Annotated in this window: 14 protein-coding genes; 6 read left to right on the top strand and 8 right to left on the bottom strand. The window is 56.0% G+C overall.

Annotated features, from left to right (window positions below):
* Positions 1 to 5: 5 nt before the first annotated feature.
* On the bottom strand, positions 6 to 917 hold the full coding sequence (locus D5067_RS08695; RefSeq protein WP_119938381.1) for a DUF808 domain-containing protein: 912 nt from the start codon (positions 915 to 917) through the stop codon (positions 6 to 8).
* 178 nt (positions 918 to 1,095) lie between these two features.
* Here D5067_RS08695 and yedA point away from each other — a divergent pair, with 178 nt between their 5' ends.
* Positions 1,096 to 2,010 carry a drug/metabolite exporter YedA gene (gene yedA / locus D5067_RS08690; RefSeq protein WP_119938380.1) on the top strand — a complete coding sequence of 305 codons (915 nt, stop codon included), beginning with the start codon at positions 1,096 to 1,098 and terminating at the stop codon, positions 2,008 to 2,010.
* Here yedA and D5067_RS08685 read toward each other — a convergent pair.
* The 3 genes from D5067_RS08685 to D5067_RS08675 are packed head-to-tail and all read right to left on the bottom strand — an operon-like array spanning position 1,982 to position 4,623.
* Complete coding sequence (locus tag D5067_RS08685) at positions 1,982 to 2,464, bottom strand: very short patch repair endonuclease (RefSeq protein WP_119938379.1); 483 nt, start codon at positions 2,462 to 2,464, stop codon at positions 1,982 to 1,984. The two genes, yedA and D5067_RS08685, sit on opposite strands and share 29 nt — an antisense overlap.
* Positions 2,445 to 3,878, bottom strand: a complete 1,434-nt coding sequence (locus tag D5067_RS08680) for a DNA cytosine methyltransferase (protein WP_162844800.1) — start codon at positions 3,876 to 3,878, stop codon at positions 2,445 to 2,447. The genes D5067_RS08685 and D5067_RS08680 overlap by 20 nt, the downstream gene beginning before the upstream one ends.
* A gap of 43 nt (positions 3,879 to 3,921) precedes the next feature.
* A complete protein-coding gene (locus D5067_RS08675) occupies positions 3,922 to 4,623 on the bottom strand; it encodes a phosphohydrolase (protein ID WP_119938377.1) in 702 nt (233 codons plus the stop codon).
* A 284-nt stretch (positions 4,624 to 4,907) separates the two neighbouring features.
* Here D5067_RS08675 and ompC point away from each other — a divergent pair, with 284 nt between their 5' ends.
* Entirely contained in the window at positions 4,908 to 6,095 is a 1,188-nt protein-coding gene (gene ompC / locus D5067_RS08670) for a porin OmpC (RefSeq protein WP_119938376.1), read from the top strand.
* Between the two features lie 56 nt (positions 6,096 to 6,151).
* Here ompC and D5067_RS08665 read toward each other — a convergent pair whose 3' ends face one another.
* On the bottom strand, positions 6,152 to 7,015 hold the full coding sequence (locus tag D5067_RS08665) for an N-acetylmuramic acid 6-phosphate etherase (protein ID WP_119938375.1): 864 nt from the start codon (positions 7,013 to 7,015) through the stop codon (positions 6,152 to 6,154).
* Positions 7,016 to 7,169: 154 nt separating this feature from the next.
* On the opposite strand from D5067_RS08665, the gene D5067_RS08660 reads away from it, so the two are divergent.
* Both D5067_RS08660 and dcuR read left to right on the top strand, forming a co-directional pair.
* Positions 7,170 to 8,786, top strand: coding sequence for a sensor histidine kinase (locus D5067_RS08660; RefSeq protein ID WP_119938374.1), 1,617 nt, complete (start codon positions 7,170 to 7,172; stop codon positions 8,784 to 8,786).
* On the top strand, positions 8,783 to 9,502 hold the full coding sequence (gene dcuR, locus D5067_RS08655) for a two-component system response regulator DcuR (RefSeq protein WP_119938373.1): 720 nt from the start codon (positions 8,783 to 8,785) through the stop codon (positions 9,500 to 9,502). The genes D5067_RS08660 and dcuR overlap by 4 nt, the downstream gene beginning before the upstream one ends.
* On the opposite strand, the gene D5067_RS08650 is transcribed toward dcuR, so the two are convergent.
* Both D5067_RS08650 and D5067_RS08645 read right to left on the bottom strand, forming a co-directional pair.
* The gene (locus tag D5067_RS08650) at positions 9,483 to 10,445 is read right to left on the bottom strand and encodes an FAD:protein FMN transferase (protein WP_119938372.1); all 963 of its coding nucleotides are present in this window, start codon (positions 10,443 to 10,445) and stop codon (positions 9,483 to 9,485) included. The genes dcuR and D5067_RS08650 overlap by 20 nt on opposite strands.
* A 94-nt stretch (positions 10,446 to 10,539) precedes the next feature.
* A complete protein-coding gene (locus D5067_RS08645) occupies positions 10,540 to 13,320 on the bottom strand; it encodes a flavocytochrome c (RefSeq protein WP_119938371.1) in 2,781 nt (926 codons plus the stop codon).
* Positions 13,321 to 13,928: 608 nt separating this feature from the next.
* Between D5067_RS08645 and D5067_RS08640 the strand changes: the two genes are divergently transcribed.
* A complete protein-coding gene (locus D5067_RS08640) occupies positions 13,929 to 15,437 on the top strand; it encodes an anion permease (protein ID WP_210433815.1) in 1,509 nt (502 codons plus the stop codon).
* A 54-nt stretch (positions 15,438 to 15,491) separates the two neighbouring features.
* Positions 15,492 to 17,141, top strand: coding sequence for a class I fumarate hydratase FumA (gene fumA / locus D5067_RS08635; protein ID WP_119938369.1), 1,650 nt, complete (start codon positions 15,492 to 15,494; stop codon positions 17,139 to 17,141).
* A gap of 33 nt (positions 17,142 to 17,174) precedes the next feature.
* Here fumA and D5067_RS08630 read toward each other — a convergent pair whose 3' ends face one another.
* Entirely contained in the window at positions 17,175 to 18,056 is an 882-nt protein-coding gene (locus tag D5067_RS08630; protein ID WP_235843335.1) for a LysR family transcriptional regulator, read from the bottom strand.
* Between the last annotated feature and the right edge of the window lie 110 nt (positions 18,057 to 18,166).

The following is an 18,166-nucleotide window of genomic DNA, read 5'->3' as shown; positions in this document are numbered from 1 at the left end:
AACAATTAGTGCGAGGTTCCACGCATTTTTTCAACCCCTTTCACGGCGGCGACCACAATCGCACCAATGATAAAGCCAATCACCAGATTAAGCAGCGTAGGCAAAATGGCGGCCACTATCGGGCCGTTTGCCGCAGCAAAATGCTCAATCGCATGGTGGAGCGGCGCGATGCCGTGCACCACGATCCCGCCCCCCACGAGGAACATCGCCAGCGTGCCGACGACCGACAAACTCTTCATCAGCCAGGGGGCAAGTACCAGCAGGCCCTTACCGATGCCGCGCGCGACGGCGCTCGATTTTTCTTCCAGCCAGTAGCCAATATCATCCAGCTTAACGATCAGCCCCACCAGACCGTATACGCCCACGGTAACGAGAATGGCGATCCCGGACAGGATCAGGACCTGGTTCATCAGCGGCGCCTCGGAGACAATCCCCAGCGTGATAGCCACAATTTCGGCGGAGAGGATAAAGTCGGTGCGAATGGCGCCTTTCACCTTGTCACGCTCAAAGCTTTTCGGATCCTGGGCGGCCAGCGCTTCAAGACGCTGCTGACGCACCTCTGGGGTATCGCTCTCTTTGCGCGCGGCAAACGTGTGAAGCACTTTCTCCACGCCCTCAAAGCACAGGAACGCGCCGCCAATCATCAGCAGCGGCGTAATAGCCCAGGGAATAAATGCGCTGATTAGGAGCGCCAGCGGCACGAGGATCACCTTGTTGATAAAGGACCCTTTCGCCACGCCCCACACCACCGGCAGCTCCCGATTCGCCCGTACGCCACTGACCTGCTGCGCGTTCAGCGACAAATCATCCCCCAGTACGCCGGCGGTCTTTTTTGCCGCCAGTTTTCCCATGACCGAAATGTCATCCAGCAAGGTGGCAATATCGTCCAGCAATGTTAATAAGCTACTTCCCGCCAAAATCTCTATCCTTCTTTTTTTGCTAATTAAGTGAATAGTATGGAACAAAAGCGTAAGCCCGGAAACTGGCACATCACGTCAACAATAATTTCACATCAATTACACAACTAAAGGGCTCGCCAGCCCGATAGTTTTGGCGTTTACTATGAGCGAACTTTTTATTTCGTCGTGAGGGACTATGCGTTTCCGGCATTTATTACCGCTCATTGGAGCACTTTTTTCGCTGTATATCATCTGGGGATCCACCTATTTCGTCATTCGCATTGGCGTGGAAAGCTGGCCCCCGCTGATGATGGCCGGTATTCGCTTCCTCTCTGCAGGCGTGCTGCTTATGGCGTTCTTGCTGCTGCGCGGCCACAGGCTGCCCCCGCTGCGCCCTCTGCTCAACGCGGCCCTGATTGGGCTGCTGCTGTTGGCGGTCGGGAATGGCTTCGTCACCGTTGCCGAGCACCAGAACGTACCGTCAGGAATTGCTGCCGTGGTCGTTGCCACCGTGCCGCTGTTTACGCTCTGCTTTAGCCGTCTTTTCGGCATTCGTACCCGCAAGCTGGAATGGCTTGGGATCGGCATTGGGCTGGCAGGCATCATCATGCTCAACAGCGGCGGCAACCTGAGCGGGAACCCGTGGGGTGCGCTGCTTATTCTGATTGGCTCCATGAGCTGGGCGTTTGGCTCCGTGTACGGCTCGCGGATCGAGCTGCCGTCCGGCATGATGGCGGGCGCCGTTGAGATGCTTGCTGCGGGTATCGTACTGCTGATTGCGTCGACCCTGACGGGTGAAAAATTGACGGCTATGCCCGGTCTGTCGGGCTTCCTGGCGGTTGGGTATCTGGCGCTGTTTGGCTCAATTATCGCCATCAATGCGTATATGTTCCTGATCCGCAACGTCTCCCCTGCCGTCGCCACCAGCTACGCCTACGTCAATCCCGTTGTTGCCGTGCTGCTGGGCACCAGCTTTGCAGGTGAAACCCTGTCACCGATTGAATGGCTGGCGCTGGGCGTGATTGTCTTTGCCGTGGTGCTGGTGACGCTGGGTAAATATTTGCTGCCTGCAAAACCGACCGTCACGCCGTGCGGGGCGGAGAAGCCTTAATCCCCTGGGTATCGATCTGCGCGGCCTGCGCGCCGCCGCAGATCCACTCTTCCAGCCGCTCCGTCAGCTGTGCGTCACTGAGTTTCAGCCTGCCGCGCAGCGCGCACTCCCAGACGACCAGCACCCGCCACCCCTGTGCGATAAGCGCGGCAATATCGCGTTCGTCACGCGCGACGTTTTTGCCAATTTTATCCAGCCAGAAGTCGGTGCGCGTCGCGGGGACTTTAAACAGATAGCAGTCGTGATGGTGCCAGAAACAGCCGTGGGTGAAGATGATGCACTGCCAGGCGTCGACCACGAAGTCAGGGCGCCCGGGGAGCGCGGCGTCCTGCACGCGAAAATCAACCCCGGCTGCAGCCAGCAGCACGGCCAGCCGTTTTTCTATCGCGGTATCACGCGTGCCGATGGCACGCATGTTTTTACTTCGCGTGGCCTTATTGTGCACGTCCGTCATTGACGGCCTCACTCTGGCGCAGCGCTACGGCCTGTTTAATGCGGGAGGCCAGCAGTTTTGCCACCGCCGCAAACGCGGGCACCACGACCGAGTTGCCAAACTGGCGATAGGCCTGGGTATCCGAGACCGGAATGCGGAAACCGTAGCCCTGCGGCGTCTCAAAGCCCATCAGTCGGGCGCACTCACGCGGGGTTAAGCGGCGCGGGCGATGCTGCTGGTTCTGCGGGTCGTCAAAGTCTTTCTCGCCCAGCGCTCTGTCCCAGCCTCTGTCGATCAGGATCTCCGCGCCGTCTTTGTAATAACGCGCAGACAGCGTGCGCGTCACCACGTCGGGATTGTTCGGATTGACCATACCAAAGCCAAAACCGTTGCCTTTGGCCTGATGCTTTTTGGCATAGCGATAGAGGTATTTCCACAGCACCGGCGTCAGGATAAATTTCGCGTCGACAACCGGCTCCAGAAGATCGGCAAGCGACGGGCGACGGGCCGGATAGAGCCCGGGAATGTCCCGCAGGGTAAAATCCCCCTTCAGGTTGAGATCGCGGCGGAAGCCCACCAGCACGATACGCTCGCGGTGTTGTGGCAGGAAGTGTTTGCCATCAATAATCTTGGGATCGTCCGCGCCCATGTCCTGTGCGTCAGCCACGTCATAGCCCAGCTCGTCCAGCGTTTGCATGATGATGCGGAAGGTTTTCCCTCCGTCATGGCTTTTTAAATTCTTGACGTTTTCCAGCACAAATATCGGCGGACGGCGGGCATCAATAATGCGCACAACGTCGAAAAACAGCGTTCCCTGCGTGTCGCAGGCAAAACCGTGCGCGCGCCCCAGCGCATTCTTTTTCGATACGCCGGCAAGCGAGAAAGGCTGACACGGGAAACCCGCCAGCAGCACATCGTGCGCGGGGATGGCGTTGCGAATATGCCGTGCAGCCTCTTCATCGCTGACGCCGGTTTTGTGGCTCAGGGTCACATCGCGAATATCCGCGTTGAAGTGGTGCTGCTGCGGATCGCAATACCAGTTGGCCTTATAAGTGCGAACCGCGTGTTTATTCCACTCGCTGGTAAACACGCACTGGCCGCCTATGGCTTCGAAGCCGTGGCGGATCCCGCCGATACCGGCAAAAAGATCGACAAAACGGAAGGCATAGTTCGGATGCGCAGCGGACGGGCGCGGCAGCAGGTTTTGCAGATAACGAAATTCGCTTTCGCTCATGCGCATCCCTGCCCGATCGCTGATGAGCAGCCTCTTGAGTATTGCCGGGCTCCAGTGACTCTCTCCGTGGGCCTCAAGCTGGTTAGCCAGAGTTTTAGCATCATAGATATCCAGCAGCTGGCGCAGTAATGCCTGCACGGCCGCCGTTGATTTCTCAACCCGCTCAGGTGCGGGCTGCGTCACTGATCGATTTTCCTGCATTCTTTTAACCGGAGAATAAAGACTGAAGACAGATTACCACAGTTCAGGCGCGCAAACTGCGACGGAAACGGCTCTGTACCTGACCGTCAACGCCCACGCAGTCGCCCTGCAGCTCGGCGCTGAGTTTCGCCATAAACTGGATCAGAAAATCGGCATTGTGCCGCGCCAGCTCGCGCCCCGTTTCGGTTTGCATGGTGTCCGGCAGGCGCAGCAGTTTGGTCTGGAAGTGGTCGAGCGCAAAGGCTCTGTCATCCAACGTTCGTCTGTCGGCAAACGGGTCTTCTGGATCAAACAACGCCACGCCTAGCGCGCCCGATACGGCAAAAACGCGCGCCAGACCAATGGCACCTAAGGCTTCCAGCCGGTCCGCGTCCTGAACAATTTTGGCCTCGAGGCTTTGCGGCGTAATCCCCGCGCTAAAGCTGTGCGCCTCGATGGCGTGTTCAACGGCTGGATAGCGTTCGGGTGGGAAATCTGGAAAATCGCGGCTTAGGATATCACGCGTTTTACGAGCGGCCAGCCGCGACGACCGGCTGCGTTCGGGGTGGTTTTTGGGCAGGCTAACAACGTCATGAAAATAACAGGCGGTCAGCACCACCAGCGGGTCCACCGTCAGTTCTTCCATCATTTTTCGGGCCGACAACCAGACGCGGCGGAAATGCGAAATATCATGCGCCGCATCCTCGGTGCAATGATGCTCGTCTAACCAACGTTCAAACTGCTGCTGCCACTGCGCAAGTTCCATTGTTCTGCCCTGCTGCTTAAAAGGACGTTTAATATAACACACCTGAATTGATAGCATTAATAAATAGAATTCAGAAATAATTAACAATAATTACCGATAATGTTTTCAATGAATTAATTCACGCGAAAAATAAAGAGACGCATTGAAATATTTAGTAATATTTATATTGATTGAATTACATTTATTTTTGAACCAAAATAACAATCCATAGAATAGTATCGACGATGTAATTACGGAGTGTGATTACATATATTCATATAAATTATCTTTAAAGGGAATATATAATGAAAAGAAAAGTTCTGGCAATTTTGGTACCCGCTTTATTAATGGCTGGCGCAGCAAATGCGGCTGAAATGTACAACAAAAATGGCAACAAGGTTGACCTGTACGGCAAAGTTGATGCCCGTCATACTTTTTCTGACAACGCTGGCGACGACGGTGATGAAACCTACGTACAGATTGGTTTCAAAGGCGAAACGCAGATTACGAGCGATCTGATCGGCTACGGCCAGTGGGAATATAAAACCTACGCAAATGATACAGAAAACGCGGGTGACACCTCTTTTAACCGTCTGGCATTCGCTGGCCTGAAATATGGTGAATACGGTTCTTTTGATTACGGCCGTAATTACGGCGTCGTGTATGACGTTGAAGCCTGGACCGATATGCTGCCAGTATTCGGTGGCGATTCTTACACTTGGACCGACAACTTTATGAACGGCCGTGCGAACGGTCTGGCAACCTACCGTAATTCAGATTTCTTTGGTCTGGTTGAAGGTTTGAACTTCGCGCTGCAGTATCAGGGTAATAACGAAGGTGGCCCACACGAAGATCAAAACGGCAATATTGTTGATGTTCAGGAAGGCACCAAAAACGGTCATGATGATGTTCGTTTCCAGAATGGCGACGGCTTCGGGATGTCTACCTCTTATGACTTCGACTTCGGTCTGAGCCTGGGTGCAGCATACTCGTCTTCTGACCGTACTAATGAGCAGGTTGCTTATGGCGCAGGAAGCTACAACCGCTTCAGCAAATATGCAGGCGGCGAACGTGCAGAAGCCTGGACCGTTGGCGCGAAATACGATGCTCAGGGTTATTACCTGGCAATGATGTACGCGGAAACCCGCAACATGACCCCATACGGTAACGACGGCATCGCCAATAAAACCCAAAACTTTGAAGCCGTAGCGCAGTACCAGTTCGAATTCGGCCTGCGTCCGTCACTGGCATGGGTTTACTCCAAAGGCGTGGATCTGGGCGGTAACGACTATCACCCAGGCAATGGCTATGACTATGTGGATCAGGACCTGGTTAACTACATTGACCTGGGTATGACCTACAGCTTCAACAAGAACTTCTCCACCTATGTTGATTATAAAATCAACCTGCTGGACGGAGACGACGCCTTCTACAAGGACAACGGTATCTCCACCGACGACATCGTTGGCGTAGGCATGACCTACCAGTTCTAATCCCCAGAAACATCAAAGCCCGCATTGCGGGCTTTTTTTCTCTCTACCGCCAAATACTAGGGCGCTTCCTGCAACGCCACGCGAATAAAGCCGTTATTTTGCGCCAGCAGCTCATGCGCTTTCCACGCGTCCAGACCCGTCAGCACCATTAGCACCGCCGTTTTGCAGCTGTGGTTACAGCTTTCGAGCGCGGTTTTAGCCACTGCGCGAGTACAGCCTCCTGCCTCCATTACAATGGCGATCTGCCGCTCGGCCCATTTGGTACTGCTTGCTTCAATATCTACGCGCAGGTTGCTGTACACGCGCCCGGTCCTCACAGCCAGCCCGGTCGTAAGCATATTGAGGATCATTTTCTGGGCGATGCCCGCTTTGGCATTGGCGTACCCCGCAACGACGTCCGCGCCCAGCTCAGGCGCAATAATCATGCTTGCCAGCTGTGCCGCTTCGCTCTGCGCATCGGTAGTGATCGCGGCAACCGGTGAACCCAGCGACCAGGCGTGGCGCATCGCACCCCAGACCCACGGCGTTTTTCCGCTGACGGTTAATGCCAGCATCATGTCGTGCTCGCCAAACTTTATGGCCTGAAGGTCCGCAACCCCACGCTCGTAACTTCCGGCGTCTTGGTCCGTGACAATGGCGATAACGGGATGTTTACCCGGTGCAAACTCCTCTGCCGCCTGGATTGCCATGCGCCCGGAAGTTCCAGCGCCAACGATAATTAACCGCCCGCCGTGGCTTAGGGTCGCCGCAGCGTTATCGACCACGCGGGCAATCGTCGTTAAGCATGGGGTAATGGCTTCAGAAATGTGTGCATCATCCTGGTGAATGACTTTCAGCATATCCAGCGTAGACAATCTGTCGATATTCATCGTGCTGGCGTGCCGTCTTTCCTTGACTGAACCGGTAAGCATAATGCTCATAAACAACCTCCTTATTATGAGTACCCGCACACTATAAAGTGTTTTATATAGGTGGCCTGAGAGCAGGGTCACGAAAAGCGGCGCGAATGCATAGCTTTATGAAAAGCCTGTCATAAGCGATAATCAGGCCTTTCTTGAACATCGCGGAGCGTTAATGAGCGATTTGCAGCCCTTCCCCCTCTCGCGCAAGCGCCCTATAAAGCTGAACACGCTGGTCACGCTCATGGTGTGCGCCATTATCGGCTCTGTACTGCTGATGGTGTTTGCGCTCTATTCGGTGCAAATCACCCGGGCAACCCGTGACGATGTCAAAGACACCGCGCTCGGCATTGCCCGAACCTTTGCCGACAGCCCGGAAGTGAAGCGCGGGCTGATGCAGGCGCCGCAGGCGGATATCATTCAGCCCATCGCTCAGGCGGTGACGAAGCGCAACGATCTGCTGTTTACCGTGGTCACCGATATGCGCGGGATCCGCTACTCACACCCAAACGAAGCGCTGCTGGGGCTGCACTTTATTGGTGATGATTTGTCACCCGCGCTGGAAGGCAAGGAGAATGTCTCCGTCAACCGGGGTGCGCTTGCGGAAGCGCTGCGTGTCTTCACCCCCGTCTATGATGCACAACACGAACAAATCGGCGTCGTCGTGGTGGGTATTTCTCTCTATAAAGTTGAAGAGCAAATCGCGCGCGGGCGGCTCAACGCCGTCTGGACCATTTTATTCAGCATCCTGATGAGTTCGCTGGCGATATGGGGCCTGGTCAGGGTCCTGAAGCGCATCCTCTTCGGACTGGAACCGTATGAGATCTCCGCCCTGTTTGAACAGCGCCAGGCGATGCTGCAGTCGCTTCGCGAAGGGGTGCTGGCGGTGGATATCCACGGTCGCGTGACCATGATTAACCACACGGCCAGAGAAATACTGCTCCTGACATCGGGCAAGCAGACGGAAAACGCCAGCGAACCGCTGCTGGCGAGCCTGCGGGACGTGTCGAAGACCGGCGTCGCGCGTCAGGATCAGGAGATCAGCTGCAACGGACGCCTGCTGCTGTGCAACATGGTGCCGGTGAAAAGTCAGAATCAGGTGATAGGCGCGATCAGCACCTTCCGCGATAAAACCGAAATCAGCCAGCTGATGCAGCGCATCGACGGCATGGTCAACTATGTCGACGTCCTGCGATCGCACACGCACGAGTTTATGAACAAACTCCACGTGATCCTCGGCCTGCTGCACATGAAGCGTTACGACAAGCTGGAAGAGTACATCATCCAGACCGCGCAGAATTACCAGACGGACATTGGCGCAATCCAGCGCAAGGTGAAATCACCCGTGATTGCAGGCTTCCTGCTGGGTAAAATCAACCGGGCCAAAGAGGCGGGGTTCACCCTGACGCTGGCGGAGGAGTGCCAGCTCCCGGATACCGCCAATGAAGAACAGGTGGCGGTGCTGATCACCGTGCTGGGGAACCTGATTGAGAACGCGCTGGACGCGATGGAAGGCCAGCCGGAAGGCGAGATCGGCCTCCTGCTACACTACCAGAATGGCTGGCTCAGCTGCGAAGTGAGCGACGACGGCCCCGGGATTGATCCCGCGCGGCTGGACGCTATTTTTACCAAGGGCTACTCAACGAAAGGTGAAAACCGCGGCGTTGGGCTGTTCCTTGCGCGTCAGCAGATCCAGAACCTGGGCGGTGATATCACCGTCGAGTCGGAGCCTGGCGTATTTACCCAATTTTTTGTTCAGATCCCCTGGGATAGCGAGAGGAATATCGCGTGATAAATGTATTAATTGTCGATGATGACGCTATGGTAGCCGACCTCAACCGTCTGTATGTGAACCGTGTTGAAGGGTTTAGCTGCTGCGGCATCGCCTCTACGCTTAACCAGGCGGAGGCGGTTATCGCTAACCCTGCTCAGCCGGTCGACCTGGTGCTGCTGGATGTCTATATGCAACAGGATAACGGGCTGGATCTGCTGCCGATCATTCGCGCATCAGGCCGGCCGATCGACGTGATTATGATTTCCTCTGCCTCTGACGCCGCGACGATCCAGACCTCCATGCACTACGGCGTGGTGGACTATCTGATCAAACCCTTCCAGTTCCCGCGTTTTGAAGAGGCGCTGAACGGCTGGAAGGCGAAACACAGCCTGATGGGTTCGCACCAGTACTATGAGCAGGCGGACGTGGACAGGCTTATCCACGGCGGCGCGCCGGAGCTGGCGGACAGCAAGAAATTACCGAAAGGGTTAACGCCGCAAACGCTGCGCACCATCTGCCAGTGGATCGACAGCCATCCGGAGATGGAATTTTCGACCGACGATCTGGCGAACGCGGTCAATATTTCGCGCGTGTCCTGCCGCAAATACCTGATCTGGCTGGCGCAGATTAATATTCTGTTTACCAGCATCCACTACGGCGCCACCGGACGTCCGGTGTATCGCTACCGGCTCCAGCCGGAACAAACCGGCCTGCTCAAGCAGTACTGCCAGTAATGCGGTAGCCGTTATCCAGCAGCGTAAAGCGGAAGTGGTGCATCGATGAGATCGCCACTTCTTTTGCTTTGGTCACAAAGATAGCCTCGATATCGGGACGCGCGCGCAGCATGGCGCAGCCCTTCTCAACGCCCATGCCGAACATCAGCGTGGTCCAGATATCGCCGTCGATGGAATCTTTCGACACGATGGTGACGCTATCCAGCTCGTTGTCCAGCGGGTACCCGGTGCGCGGGTCGAGAATGTGGTGATAGCGTTTGCCGTTTTGCTCAAAGTAGCGCTCGTAGGTTCCCGAGGTAACGACGGACCTGTTCTCCACCGTCATGGCGCCAATCAGCTCGTCCCCGGCGAAGGGTTTTTTCAGCCCCACGCTCCAGCCGCCTTCGGGCGAGCCTAAGGTCTGAATATTGCCGCCAAGGTTGATCAGCCCCAGCTCGGCGCCCTCTTTATGAAGGTAATCCCGCACCCTGTCCGCAATGTAGCCTTTGGCAATGGCGCCCAGATCGATCTCCATTCCCGCGCGGGTCAGGAATACGCTGCTGTTGGCCTCATCAAGCAGCACCTCGTCGGGATGCGTTATCGCCAGCAGCGCTGCGATCTCATCGGCCGGCGGCACGCTGTCGCCACTGAAGCCGATTTTCCAGCGCTTCACCAGCGGGCCAATGGCAAGGTTAAAGGCGCTGTCTTTGAGCATGCTTGCTGCCTTCGCGCAGCGAATAAGCTCGAACACGGGGCGGCTGACGGAAACCGGATGCTGACCGGCGGCGTGGTTGATATCCATTACCTGGGAATGCGCGCGGTTGACGGTGAGGAGGTCTTCGTACTGTTTAATCAGGCGAAACACGCGGGAGGCGAGCGCTTCGTCATGGGAAAAAAGCTTCAGGAGGATGGGTGAGCCCATCAGGACGGCGGAGTAGCTGTAAACGCGGTTGTCATCAGGCATGGCGTGATTCCTCAAATGTAGCCCCGGCAGGCACCGCGCCGCCGGGGAAAATGCCGGACAGCGCTGCGCGTATCCGGCCTACAGAACGGGAGCCTTATGCCTTTTTCGAACGCATCGCCGCCTGATGTCCGGCAAGAGTACCAAAAATAATGATATCTGCCACTGCGTTACCGCCGATACGGTTCCCGCCGTGGATCCCGCCGACAACTTCACCGGCAGCATACGCGCCCGGCAACACGTTGTGGTTGTTATCCAGCACGCAGGTGTCGGTGTTGATGGTCACGCCGCCCATGGTGTGGTGCACGCCCGGTGCAATCTGAATGGCGTAGAACGGCCCTTCGTTGATTGGCGCTCGCAGCGCGGTGGTGCGGCCGAAATCATCGTCGTGCTGTTTTTCCACAAAGCCGTTGTAGCGCTCAAGCGTTGCGAGGAAGGCGTGAGGATCCATACCCAGCGCTTCCGCCAGTGCTTTTGGCGAGCTGGCGCTGGTGACAAACCCTTTCGCGATATACTCATCCGCCGCTTTGTTTTTGGTACGAACATGCTCATCGAAAACGATGTAGGCGTATTTCTCAGGCAGGGCGATGATCTGCGCAGAGACTTTATCGCGGGTCGACATTTCGTTGTAGAAGCGGTTCCCTTTCTGATTGACCAGAATCGCCCCGCCGCCGCGGATGGACTCGGAAATCAGATACGAGGTTTTCTGCTCAACGGTTGGGTGGATCTGAATTTCGCCCATATCCACCGTGCCCGCGCCGATGCGCTCCAGCAGCGCGATGCCGCCGCCGGTCGCCCCTTTGTGGTTGGTCGTGACAAACCCTTCCAGATCCGGACGATATTTCACCACCATCTGGCTGTTGGCGCTGAAGCCACCCGTTGCCACTATCACGCTTTTCGCTGCCACGGTGACGGTCTCGTTCTCTTCGGTAGTCAGGCGCACGCCGGTCACTTCACCGTTTTCGAAGAGGATGTCGCTGACGGAGGTATCCAGCATCACGTCGATGTTGCGTTTGGTCACGTTACGGACCAGGCCGCTGATCAGATAGCCGCCGACTGCCGAACCGTCTTTTGGACGGTGGGTACGGTCAATGCTCATCCCGCCGGTGGTGGTGATATCGTTCAGCATAATGCCGCGCGTGGCCAGCCACTCGATGGCCTCCGGCGCGTTCTCCACGAAGCGACGCAGCAGCTCAGGGTTGTTCTTGTTTCCACCGCCTTTCAGGCTTTCCTGATAGAACAGCTCTTTGCTGTCCTGAATGCCCTTCACGCGCTGGAAGCGGGTTTCCGCAGCGTTCATCCCGGCAGAGGCTTTAATGGTGTTACCGCCGATGGTAGGCATTTTCTCAACAATCAGCACGCTCGCGCCTTCGTCGTGGGCCTGAATGGCCGCCGCCAGGCCTGCACCGCCGCTGCCGATGACCACAACGTCCACCGATTTAGGCTCGTTCGGGTCAACGCCCTCTTCTGCCGCCAGCGCTTTGCTGGATTTCAGCATCGCTTTCGACACGGCTTTTTTCACCGCTTCGCTCTGGCTGGTCGCGCCGGTGATGGCGTCAACGTGCGGGGTATTCGCATCCAGAATACGGTTGCGGATCTCTTCAAAGCTGGTGACAAACTCCACGTCCTCGCTCGGGCCCGCGGCCAGCTCGATGTCGGCAATGCGGTCGGTTTCGAGGCTGACGTTAATTACCAGCTCGTTGGCATCGTCCTGGACTTTCTCAACAAACGTGCCCGGTTTGAATTTGGATTCGCCCATGCTCATGTCGCGGATCATCGCTTCCACCAGCGAGAAGCGCCACAGCGGTTCAGGGATGCTCAGCGCTTCCCGTTGCGTGCTGTCCATAAACAGCTCAAGGCTTTCACCGGCCGCGATGCGGTCAGTCCAGTCCGGGTAGGCAATGGTTGCGCGGCCTACGGCAATCAGATCGTAGCCGTGGTCCAGGGCTTCATTCACATCAGCGGCATTCACCACGCCGCCGACGCCCATTACCGGCACCTTCGCCAGGGTTTCGGAGCGCATCGCGCGGTATTTTTCGATCAGCGGCGTTGGGTCCTGCGTGTCGACAATGGACGGACGCAGGGTGGCACCGACGGAGAAGTGCAGGTAATCCACGCCGCGCGCGGCCAGTTTTTCCAGCAGGTACATGGTGTCGTCAAAGCGGATGCCCGGCACTTCCATCTCTTCCGGCGAGAAGCGGTAGCCAATAATGAAGGCATCATCAGCGTACTGGCGCACCATTTTGTGGGTGATGTCCAGTACCGCCAGCGGGAACTTAGCGCGGTTATCGCGGCTGCCGCCCCACTCGTCGTCGCGCTGGTTTGAGTTTGGCGAATAGAACTGCTGGATCAGATAGGTATTTGCCCCGTGGATTTCAACGCCGTCAAAACCGGCCTGAATCGCACGGCGTACGGCTTCACCAAACTTGCCGATCATGGCGTCCACTTCTTCGGTGGTCAGCGCTACTGGGGTAGCGGCACCGTCACGCGGCGCGGCAACGGCGCTTGGACCAACCGGCGTGCGCCCGCCGATCAGTTTCGGGTCGACCATGCGGCCGCCGTGGTAAATCTGCAGGAGAGCTTTAGAACCTTTGGATTTGATCGCCTCAGCAATTTTCGCCAGCCCGGCGATTTTTTCATCGCTATCAATACCAATGGCGCCAGGGAATGCGAGGCCAAGATCGTCGACAAAACAGCACTCAACGATAATGGTGCCGATGCTGCCGGAACGCGCCCGATAGTACTCCACCAGCTCGCTGGTGACCGTGCCATCATAATAGCCAGTACAGGTGGTCATTGGCGCCATTAACAAACGGTTTTTCAGTTCAGTGCCATTCGGTAATGTGAAGGGACTTAAAATACGTTCGTTAGTGCTCATAATAGAAACTCCAAGCTTTTAAAATTAAGAATTCGTTATCGGACTCAGTTTTATTTCGATTTTTTATGCCGATGTCATGATAGTAATATAATACTTTTTTTAGTTTCTAAAGCCATTACGTTAGTTAAAAAACTATTTAATCCCTTCGATAACATTAATAATACATTGGTGTTAGTCATTATCATTTCTTCATTCACAATAATTTAAAATGCGTTAAAACAAAAATGGTTAGACCAATTAATCACTACAAGCAAATAGATATATAAATCATATACTTACAATCAAACCAAGAGTGAAAATGTTATCAAAATGATAAAAAAATCACATAAAACCCATAATAACCCTATACGCCAGAGTGGTTATTTAAAAAAGAAGAAATATACTCCACTAATTCTATTTTTTTGATCGCGATCAACAGATCTGGCATCCAAAGGCGCAATATATAAACATCATGATTTTTAATTTACCGCATACAAAAATGCGTTAAATCGCTATTACTGAAAATACAAAAACGCACCTTTAATAACTAAAAAAAGCAAAGAAATTAAAGAAACCGAATTTGTCTTTTCACCGTACGAAGAATTCTTGACAACTTAAGACGTGAAACTATGAATACAAAAACTGCTGTAACGCCTCCTGCGGCGAGTAAAGCATCAGACGGAAATGCGAAACGTCTGCTCATGATGGCGCTGCCGATTATCGTCGCCGTGCTGCTGCTGTTTGTTCCGGTACCGGAAGGGCTGCCGCCTTATGCGTGGCACTACTTCGCTATCTTTGTCGGCGTGATCGTCGGGCTGATCTTCGAACCTCTGCCGGGCGCGGTTATCGGCCTGACGGGCGTCGTCGCGATTGCCCTCTGCAGCCAGTGGGTGCTGTTTAGCCCGGAACAGCTGGCCGACCCAAAATTCAAGCTGGCGGGCGCCTCCTTTAAATGGGCGGTGAGCGGGTTTGGTAACTCCACCGTCTGGCTGATCTTCGGCGCCTTTATGTTCGCTGCCGGGTATGACAAAACCCGCTTCGGCCGTCGCCTGGCGCTGATTCTGGTGAAATACCTTGGCCGCCGCAGCCTGACGCTCGGCTATGCAATCACCTTTGCAGACCTGCTGCTGGCACCGTTTACGCCGTCCAACACCGCGCGCAGCGGCGGGACAATCTACCCGATTATCGCTAACCTGCCGCCGCTGTACGGTTCAAAACCTAACGATCCAAGCGCACGCCGCATGGGTTCCTATCTGATGTGGGTGGCGATCACCGCAGCCTGTATCACCAGCTCAATGTTCCTGTCGGCTCTTGCGCCGAACCTGCTGGCGCTGGCGCTGGTGAAAAGCATCGTCGGGATTAACATCTCCTGGGGTACCTGGTTTATCGCCTTCCTGCCGCTGGGCGTGCTGCTGATTTTGACCATGCCGCTGCTGGCCTACTGGTTCTACCCGCCAGAAGTGAAGGTGAACGACGAAGTGCCGCTGTGGGCGAGCCGCGAGCTGGAAAAACTGGGCAAGCTTTCACGCAATGAAATCCTGCTGCTGGTGTTCGTGTGCTGTGCGCTGCTGATGTGGATCTTCGCCGCCGCGTGGATTGAACCGGCAATGGCTGCCCTGCTGATCGTCGGCCTGATGCTGTGGACCGGCGTGCTGGAGTGGAACGACATCACCGGTAACAAAGCGGCCTGGAACACCTTCGTCTGGTTTGCCACCCTGGTTGCGCTGGCGGACGGCCTCTCCTCCACCGGCTTCATTGCCTGGTTGGGTAAAGAAGGCGGCCAACTGATGGCCGGCATTTCTCCGGGTGTGGCAACTGTCATCCTGCTGGTGGCGTTCTACCTGCTGCACTATCTGTTTGCCAGCACTACCGCGCACACCACGGCGCTGCTGCCCGCGATGCTGACTATCGCGGCCACCATTCCAGGCATGAATATGGAAGTGTTCGTTCTGCTGATGGTGACCTCGCTGGGTATCATGGGGATTATCACGCCATACGGTACTGGCCCAAGCCCTATTTACTACGGTAGCGGCTACCTGCCAACCAAAGACTACTGGCGTCTGGGCACCATCTTTGGTGCCATCTTCCTGGCGGCGCTGCTGCTGATTGGTTATCCGTGGATGTCCATGATGTTCTGATTTCTGACCGCCGGGCTTACCTCCGGCGGTTTTATTTTTATGGAGCGATACGCTATGTCGAATAAACCGTACTTCTACCAGAACCCCTTCCCGCTCGAACATGACGACACCGAATACTATCTGCTGACCAAAGAGCACGTCTCCGTTGCTGAGTTCAACGGTCAGGAAGTGCTCAACGTGGAGCCAGAAGCCCTGACTCTGCTGGCGCAGCAGGCCTTCCACGATGCCGCGTTTATGCTGCGTCCTTCGCACCAGAAGCAGGTTGCCGCCATTCTGAGCGACCCGCAAGCCAGCGAGAATGATAAATACGTTGCCCTGCAGTTCCTGCGCAACTCTGAAATCGCGGCCAAAGGCGTGCTGCCAACCTGCCAGGATACCGGCACCGCCATCATCATGGGCAAAAAAGGCCAGCGCGTCTGGACCGGCGGCGGTGACGAAGCGGCCCTGAGCCAGGGCGTGTACAACACCTACATTGAAGACAACCTGCGCTACTCTCAGAACGCCGCGCTGGATATGTATAAAGAGGTCAATACCGGCACCAACCTGCCTGCGCAGATTGACCTCTACAGCGTTGACGGCGACGAGTATAAATTCCTGTGCATGGCCAAAGGCGGCGGTTCAGCGAATAAAACCTACCTCTATCAGGAAACCAAAGCGCTGATTACCCCGGCGAAGCTGAAAAACTACCTGGTTGAAAAGATGCGTACGCTGGGGACGGCGGCCTGCCCGCCGTACCATATCGCGTTTGTGATCGGCGGGACGTCCGCTGAAGCCACGCTGAAAACCGTGAAGCTCGCCTCTGCCCGCTACTACGACGCTCTGCCCACCGAAGGCAACGAGCACGGCCAGGCGTTCCGCGACGTTCAGCTTGAGCAGGAACTGCTTCAGGAAGCGCAGAACCTTGGACTCGGCGCGCAGTTCGGCGGTAAATATTTCGCCCACGATATCCGCGTGATCCGCCTGCCGCGCCACGGCGCATCGTGCCCAATCGGCATGGGCGTCTCCTGCTCTGCCGACCGCAACATCAAAGCGAAAATCAACCGCGACGGTATCTGGATCGAGAAGCTGGAGCACAATCCGGGCCAGTACATTCCTGAATCCCTGCGCCAGCAGGGTGAAGGCGAGGTGGTCAGTATTAATCTCGACAAGCCGATGAGTGAGATCCTGGCGCAGCTCTCTGCGCACCCGGTTTCTACTCGCCTGTCGCTGAACGGCACCATCATCGTGGCGCGCGATATCGCCCACGCGAAGCTGAAAGAACTCCTCGACAGCGGTGAACCCCTGCCGCAGTACGTAAAAGATCATCCGATCTACTACGCAGGGCCGGCCAAAACGCCGGAAGGCTATGCCTCCGGCTCCTTAGGCCCAACCACGGCGGGCCGTATGGACTCCTATGTGGATTTACTGCAGTCCCACGGCGCGAGCATGATCATGCTGGCGAAAGGCAACCGCAGCCAGCAGGTGACGGATGCCTGCCACAAGCACGGCGGCTTCTACCTCGGCAGCATCGGCGGCCCGGCGGCGGTGCTGGCGCAAAACAGCATCAAGAGCCTGGAGTGCGTGGCGTATCCGGAGCTGGGTATGGAAGCGATCTGGAAAATTGAGGTGGAGAACTTCCCGGCGTTTATCCTGGTGGATGACAAAGGTAACGATTTCTTCCAGCAAATCCAGAACCAGCAGTGTAAAGGCTGTTCACAGCGCTAAGCGTGATGCCGGGTGGCGCTGTGCCTGCCCGGCCTACGCCATGCTGTTCTGCCAAAGAGTCGGCAGTTTCGACAGCACGTCATCGATCGTCTCGCGCTTGTCGCTGCCCGGCTTCCAGATGGTCACCATCGTCTGACTAATCCCCTGGCTGCCCACTTCGGTGCGCAGCCTTTTTACGTTTTTCCACCGTTGCGCATGAAGATGCGTAGGCAAAAAGCCCCATCCGCAGCCCTGCTCCATCAGCCCGCGCACCATCTCCAGCTCGTTGGTAAAAATCGTGTGCCCTGAGATCTGCAAACGACGCGCCACCGGTTCGTCAGAGGCCGCATGCATAATCACCTGCGGAACCAGAGAGAGATCGAGCAGCGACAGCGGCGAAGCAGTCTCCGTAAAAAGCATTGCTGAGGCATAGAAATCCATATCGATTGCCCCCAGCGCCCGCCACTCCATTTCGCTGCCTACGCTGCGGTTGCGCGCCTGACAAATTCCCAGGTCGGCGTGGCCGCCCGCAAGCCAGCCTTCTGCTTCATCCCGGGACGCACAGGTCAAACTCAGGCGAACCTTACGTTTTGCCATTTCGGCAATCAGCGTCTGTAAAAATGCCCGGGGGGTAAAGGGGTCGTACACGAGGGAAATATCCTGCGTTGCGCTGAAAGGCACCTCTCTGGCAAAGGCTTCAAAGGCCCTGACCTGCCGCATCAGCAGATGCGCCTGGCGCTGAAGCTGCTCCCCTTCCGGAGTTAACCGCAGGGCGCGCCCTTCGCGAAGGAACAGCCTATACCCTAATCCATCCTCAAGAAAATCAATCAAATCGCGCAGCGTGGTGCGGTCTTTTTTTAGCTTCACCGCCGCCTGGCTCAGGCTGCCCTGCTCGGCCACCGCCGTAAATGCCTCCAGCTGGGCAAAGGAATACATCAACGTTGCCACACCTCTCTCCCCCTCAACTTTTCGGGGGTTTTTCCCCCATAACACGCTTTTTATTATAGGCCGCGGGTTCTTAAACTGAAGCCCTTCCTGAGCCATAC

The sequence above is a fragment of the Enterobacter huaxiensis genome, assembly GCF_003594935.2.
GTDB classification, from domain to species: domain Bacteria; phylum Pseudomonadota; class Gammaproteobacteria; order Enterobacterales; family Enterobacteriaceae; genus Enterobacter; species Enterobacter huaxiensis.
This window is presented reverse-complemented; position numbering and strand designations above follow the sequence as displayed.

Excerpts from the sequence above, each read along its gene's own strand:
- D5067_RS08645 (WP_119938371.1), bottom strand. The coding sequence starts at position 13,320 with ATGAGCACTAACGAACGTATTTTAAGTCCCTTCACATTACCGAATGGC.
- D5067_RS08640 (WP_210433815.1), top strand. The coding sequence starts at position 13,929 with ATGAATACAAAAACTGCTGTAACGCCTCCTGCGGCGAGTAAAGCATCA.
- D5067_RS08685 (WP_119938379.1), bottom strand. The coding sequence starts at position 2,464 with ATGACGGACGTGCACAATAAGGCCACGCGAAGTAAAAACATGCGTGCC.
- D5067_RS08675 (WP_119938377.1), bottom strand. The coding sequence starts at position 4,623 with ATGGAACTTGCGCAGTGGCAGCAGCAGTTTGAACGTTGGTTAGACGAG.
- D5067_RS08630 (WP_235843335.1), bottom strand. The coding sequence starts at position 18,056 with ATGTATTCCTTTGCCCAGCTGGAGGCATTTACGGCGGTGGCCGAGCAG.
- yedA (WP_119938380.1), top strand. The coding sequence starts at position 1,096 with ATGCGTTTCCGGCATTTATTACCGCTCATTGGAGCACTTTTTTCGCTG.
- fumA (WP_119938369.1), top strand. The coding sequence starts at position 15,492 with ATGTCGAATAAACCGTACTTCTACCAGAACCCCTTCCCGCTCGAACAT.
- D5067_RS08660 (WP_119938374.1), top strand. The coding sequence starts at position 7,170 with ATGAGCGATTTGCAGCCCTTCCCCCTCTCGCGCAAGCGCCCTATAAAG.
- ompC (WP_119938376.1), top strand. The coding sequence starts at position 4,908 with ATGAAAAGAAAAGTTCTGGCAATTTTGGTACCCGCTTTATTAATGGCT.
- D5067_RS08680 (WP_162844800.1), bottom strand. The coding sequence starts at position 3,878 with ATGCAGGAAAATCGATCAGTGACGCAGCCCGCACCTGAGCGGGTTGAG.
- D5067_RS08650 (WP_119938372.1), bottom strand. The coding sequence starts at position 10,445 with ATGCCTGATGACAACCGCGTTTACAGCTACTCCGCCGTCCTGATGGGC.
- D5067_RS08665 (WP_119938375.1), bottom strand. The coding sequence starts at position 7,015 with ATGAGCATTATGCTTACCGGTTCAGTCAAGGAAAGACGGCACGCCAGC.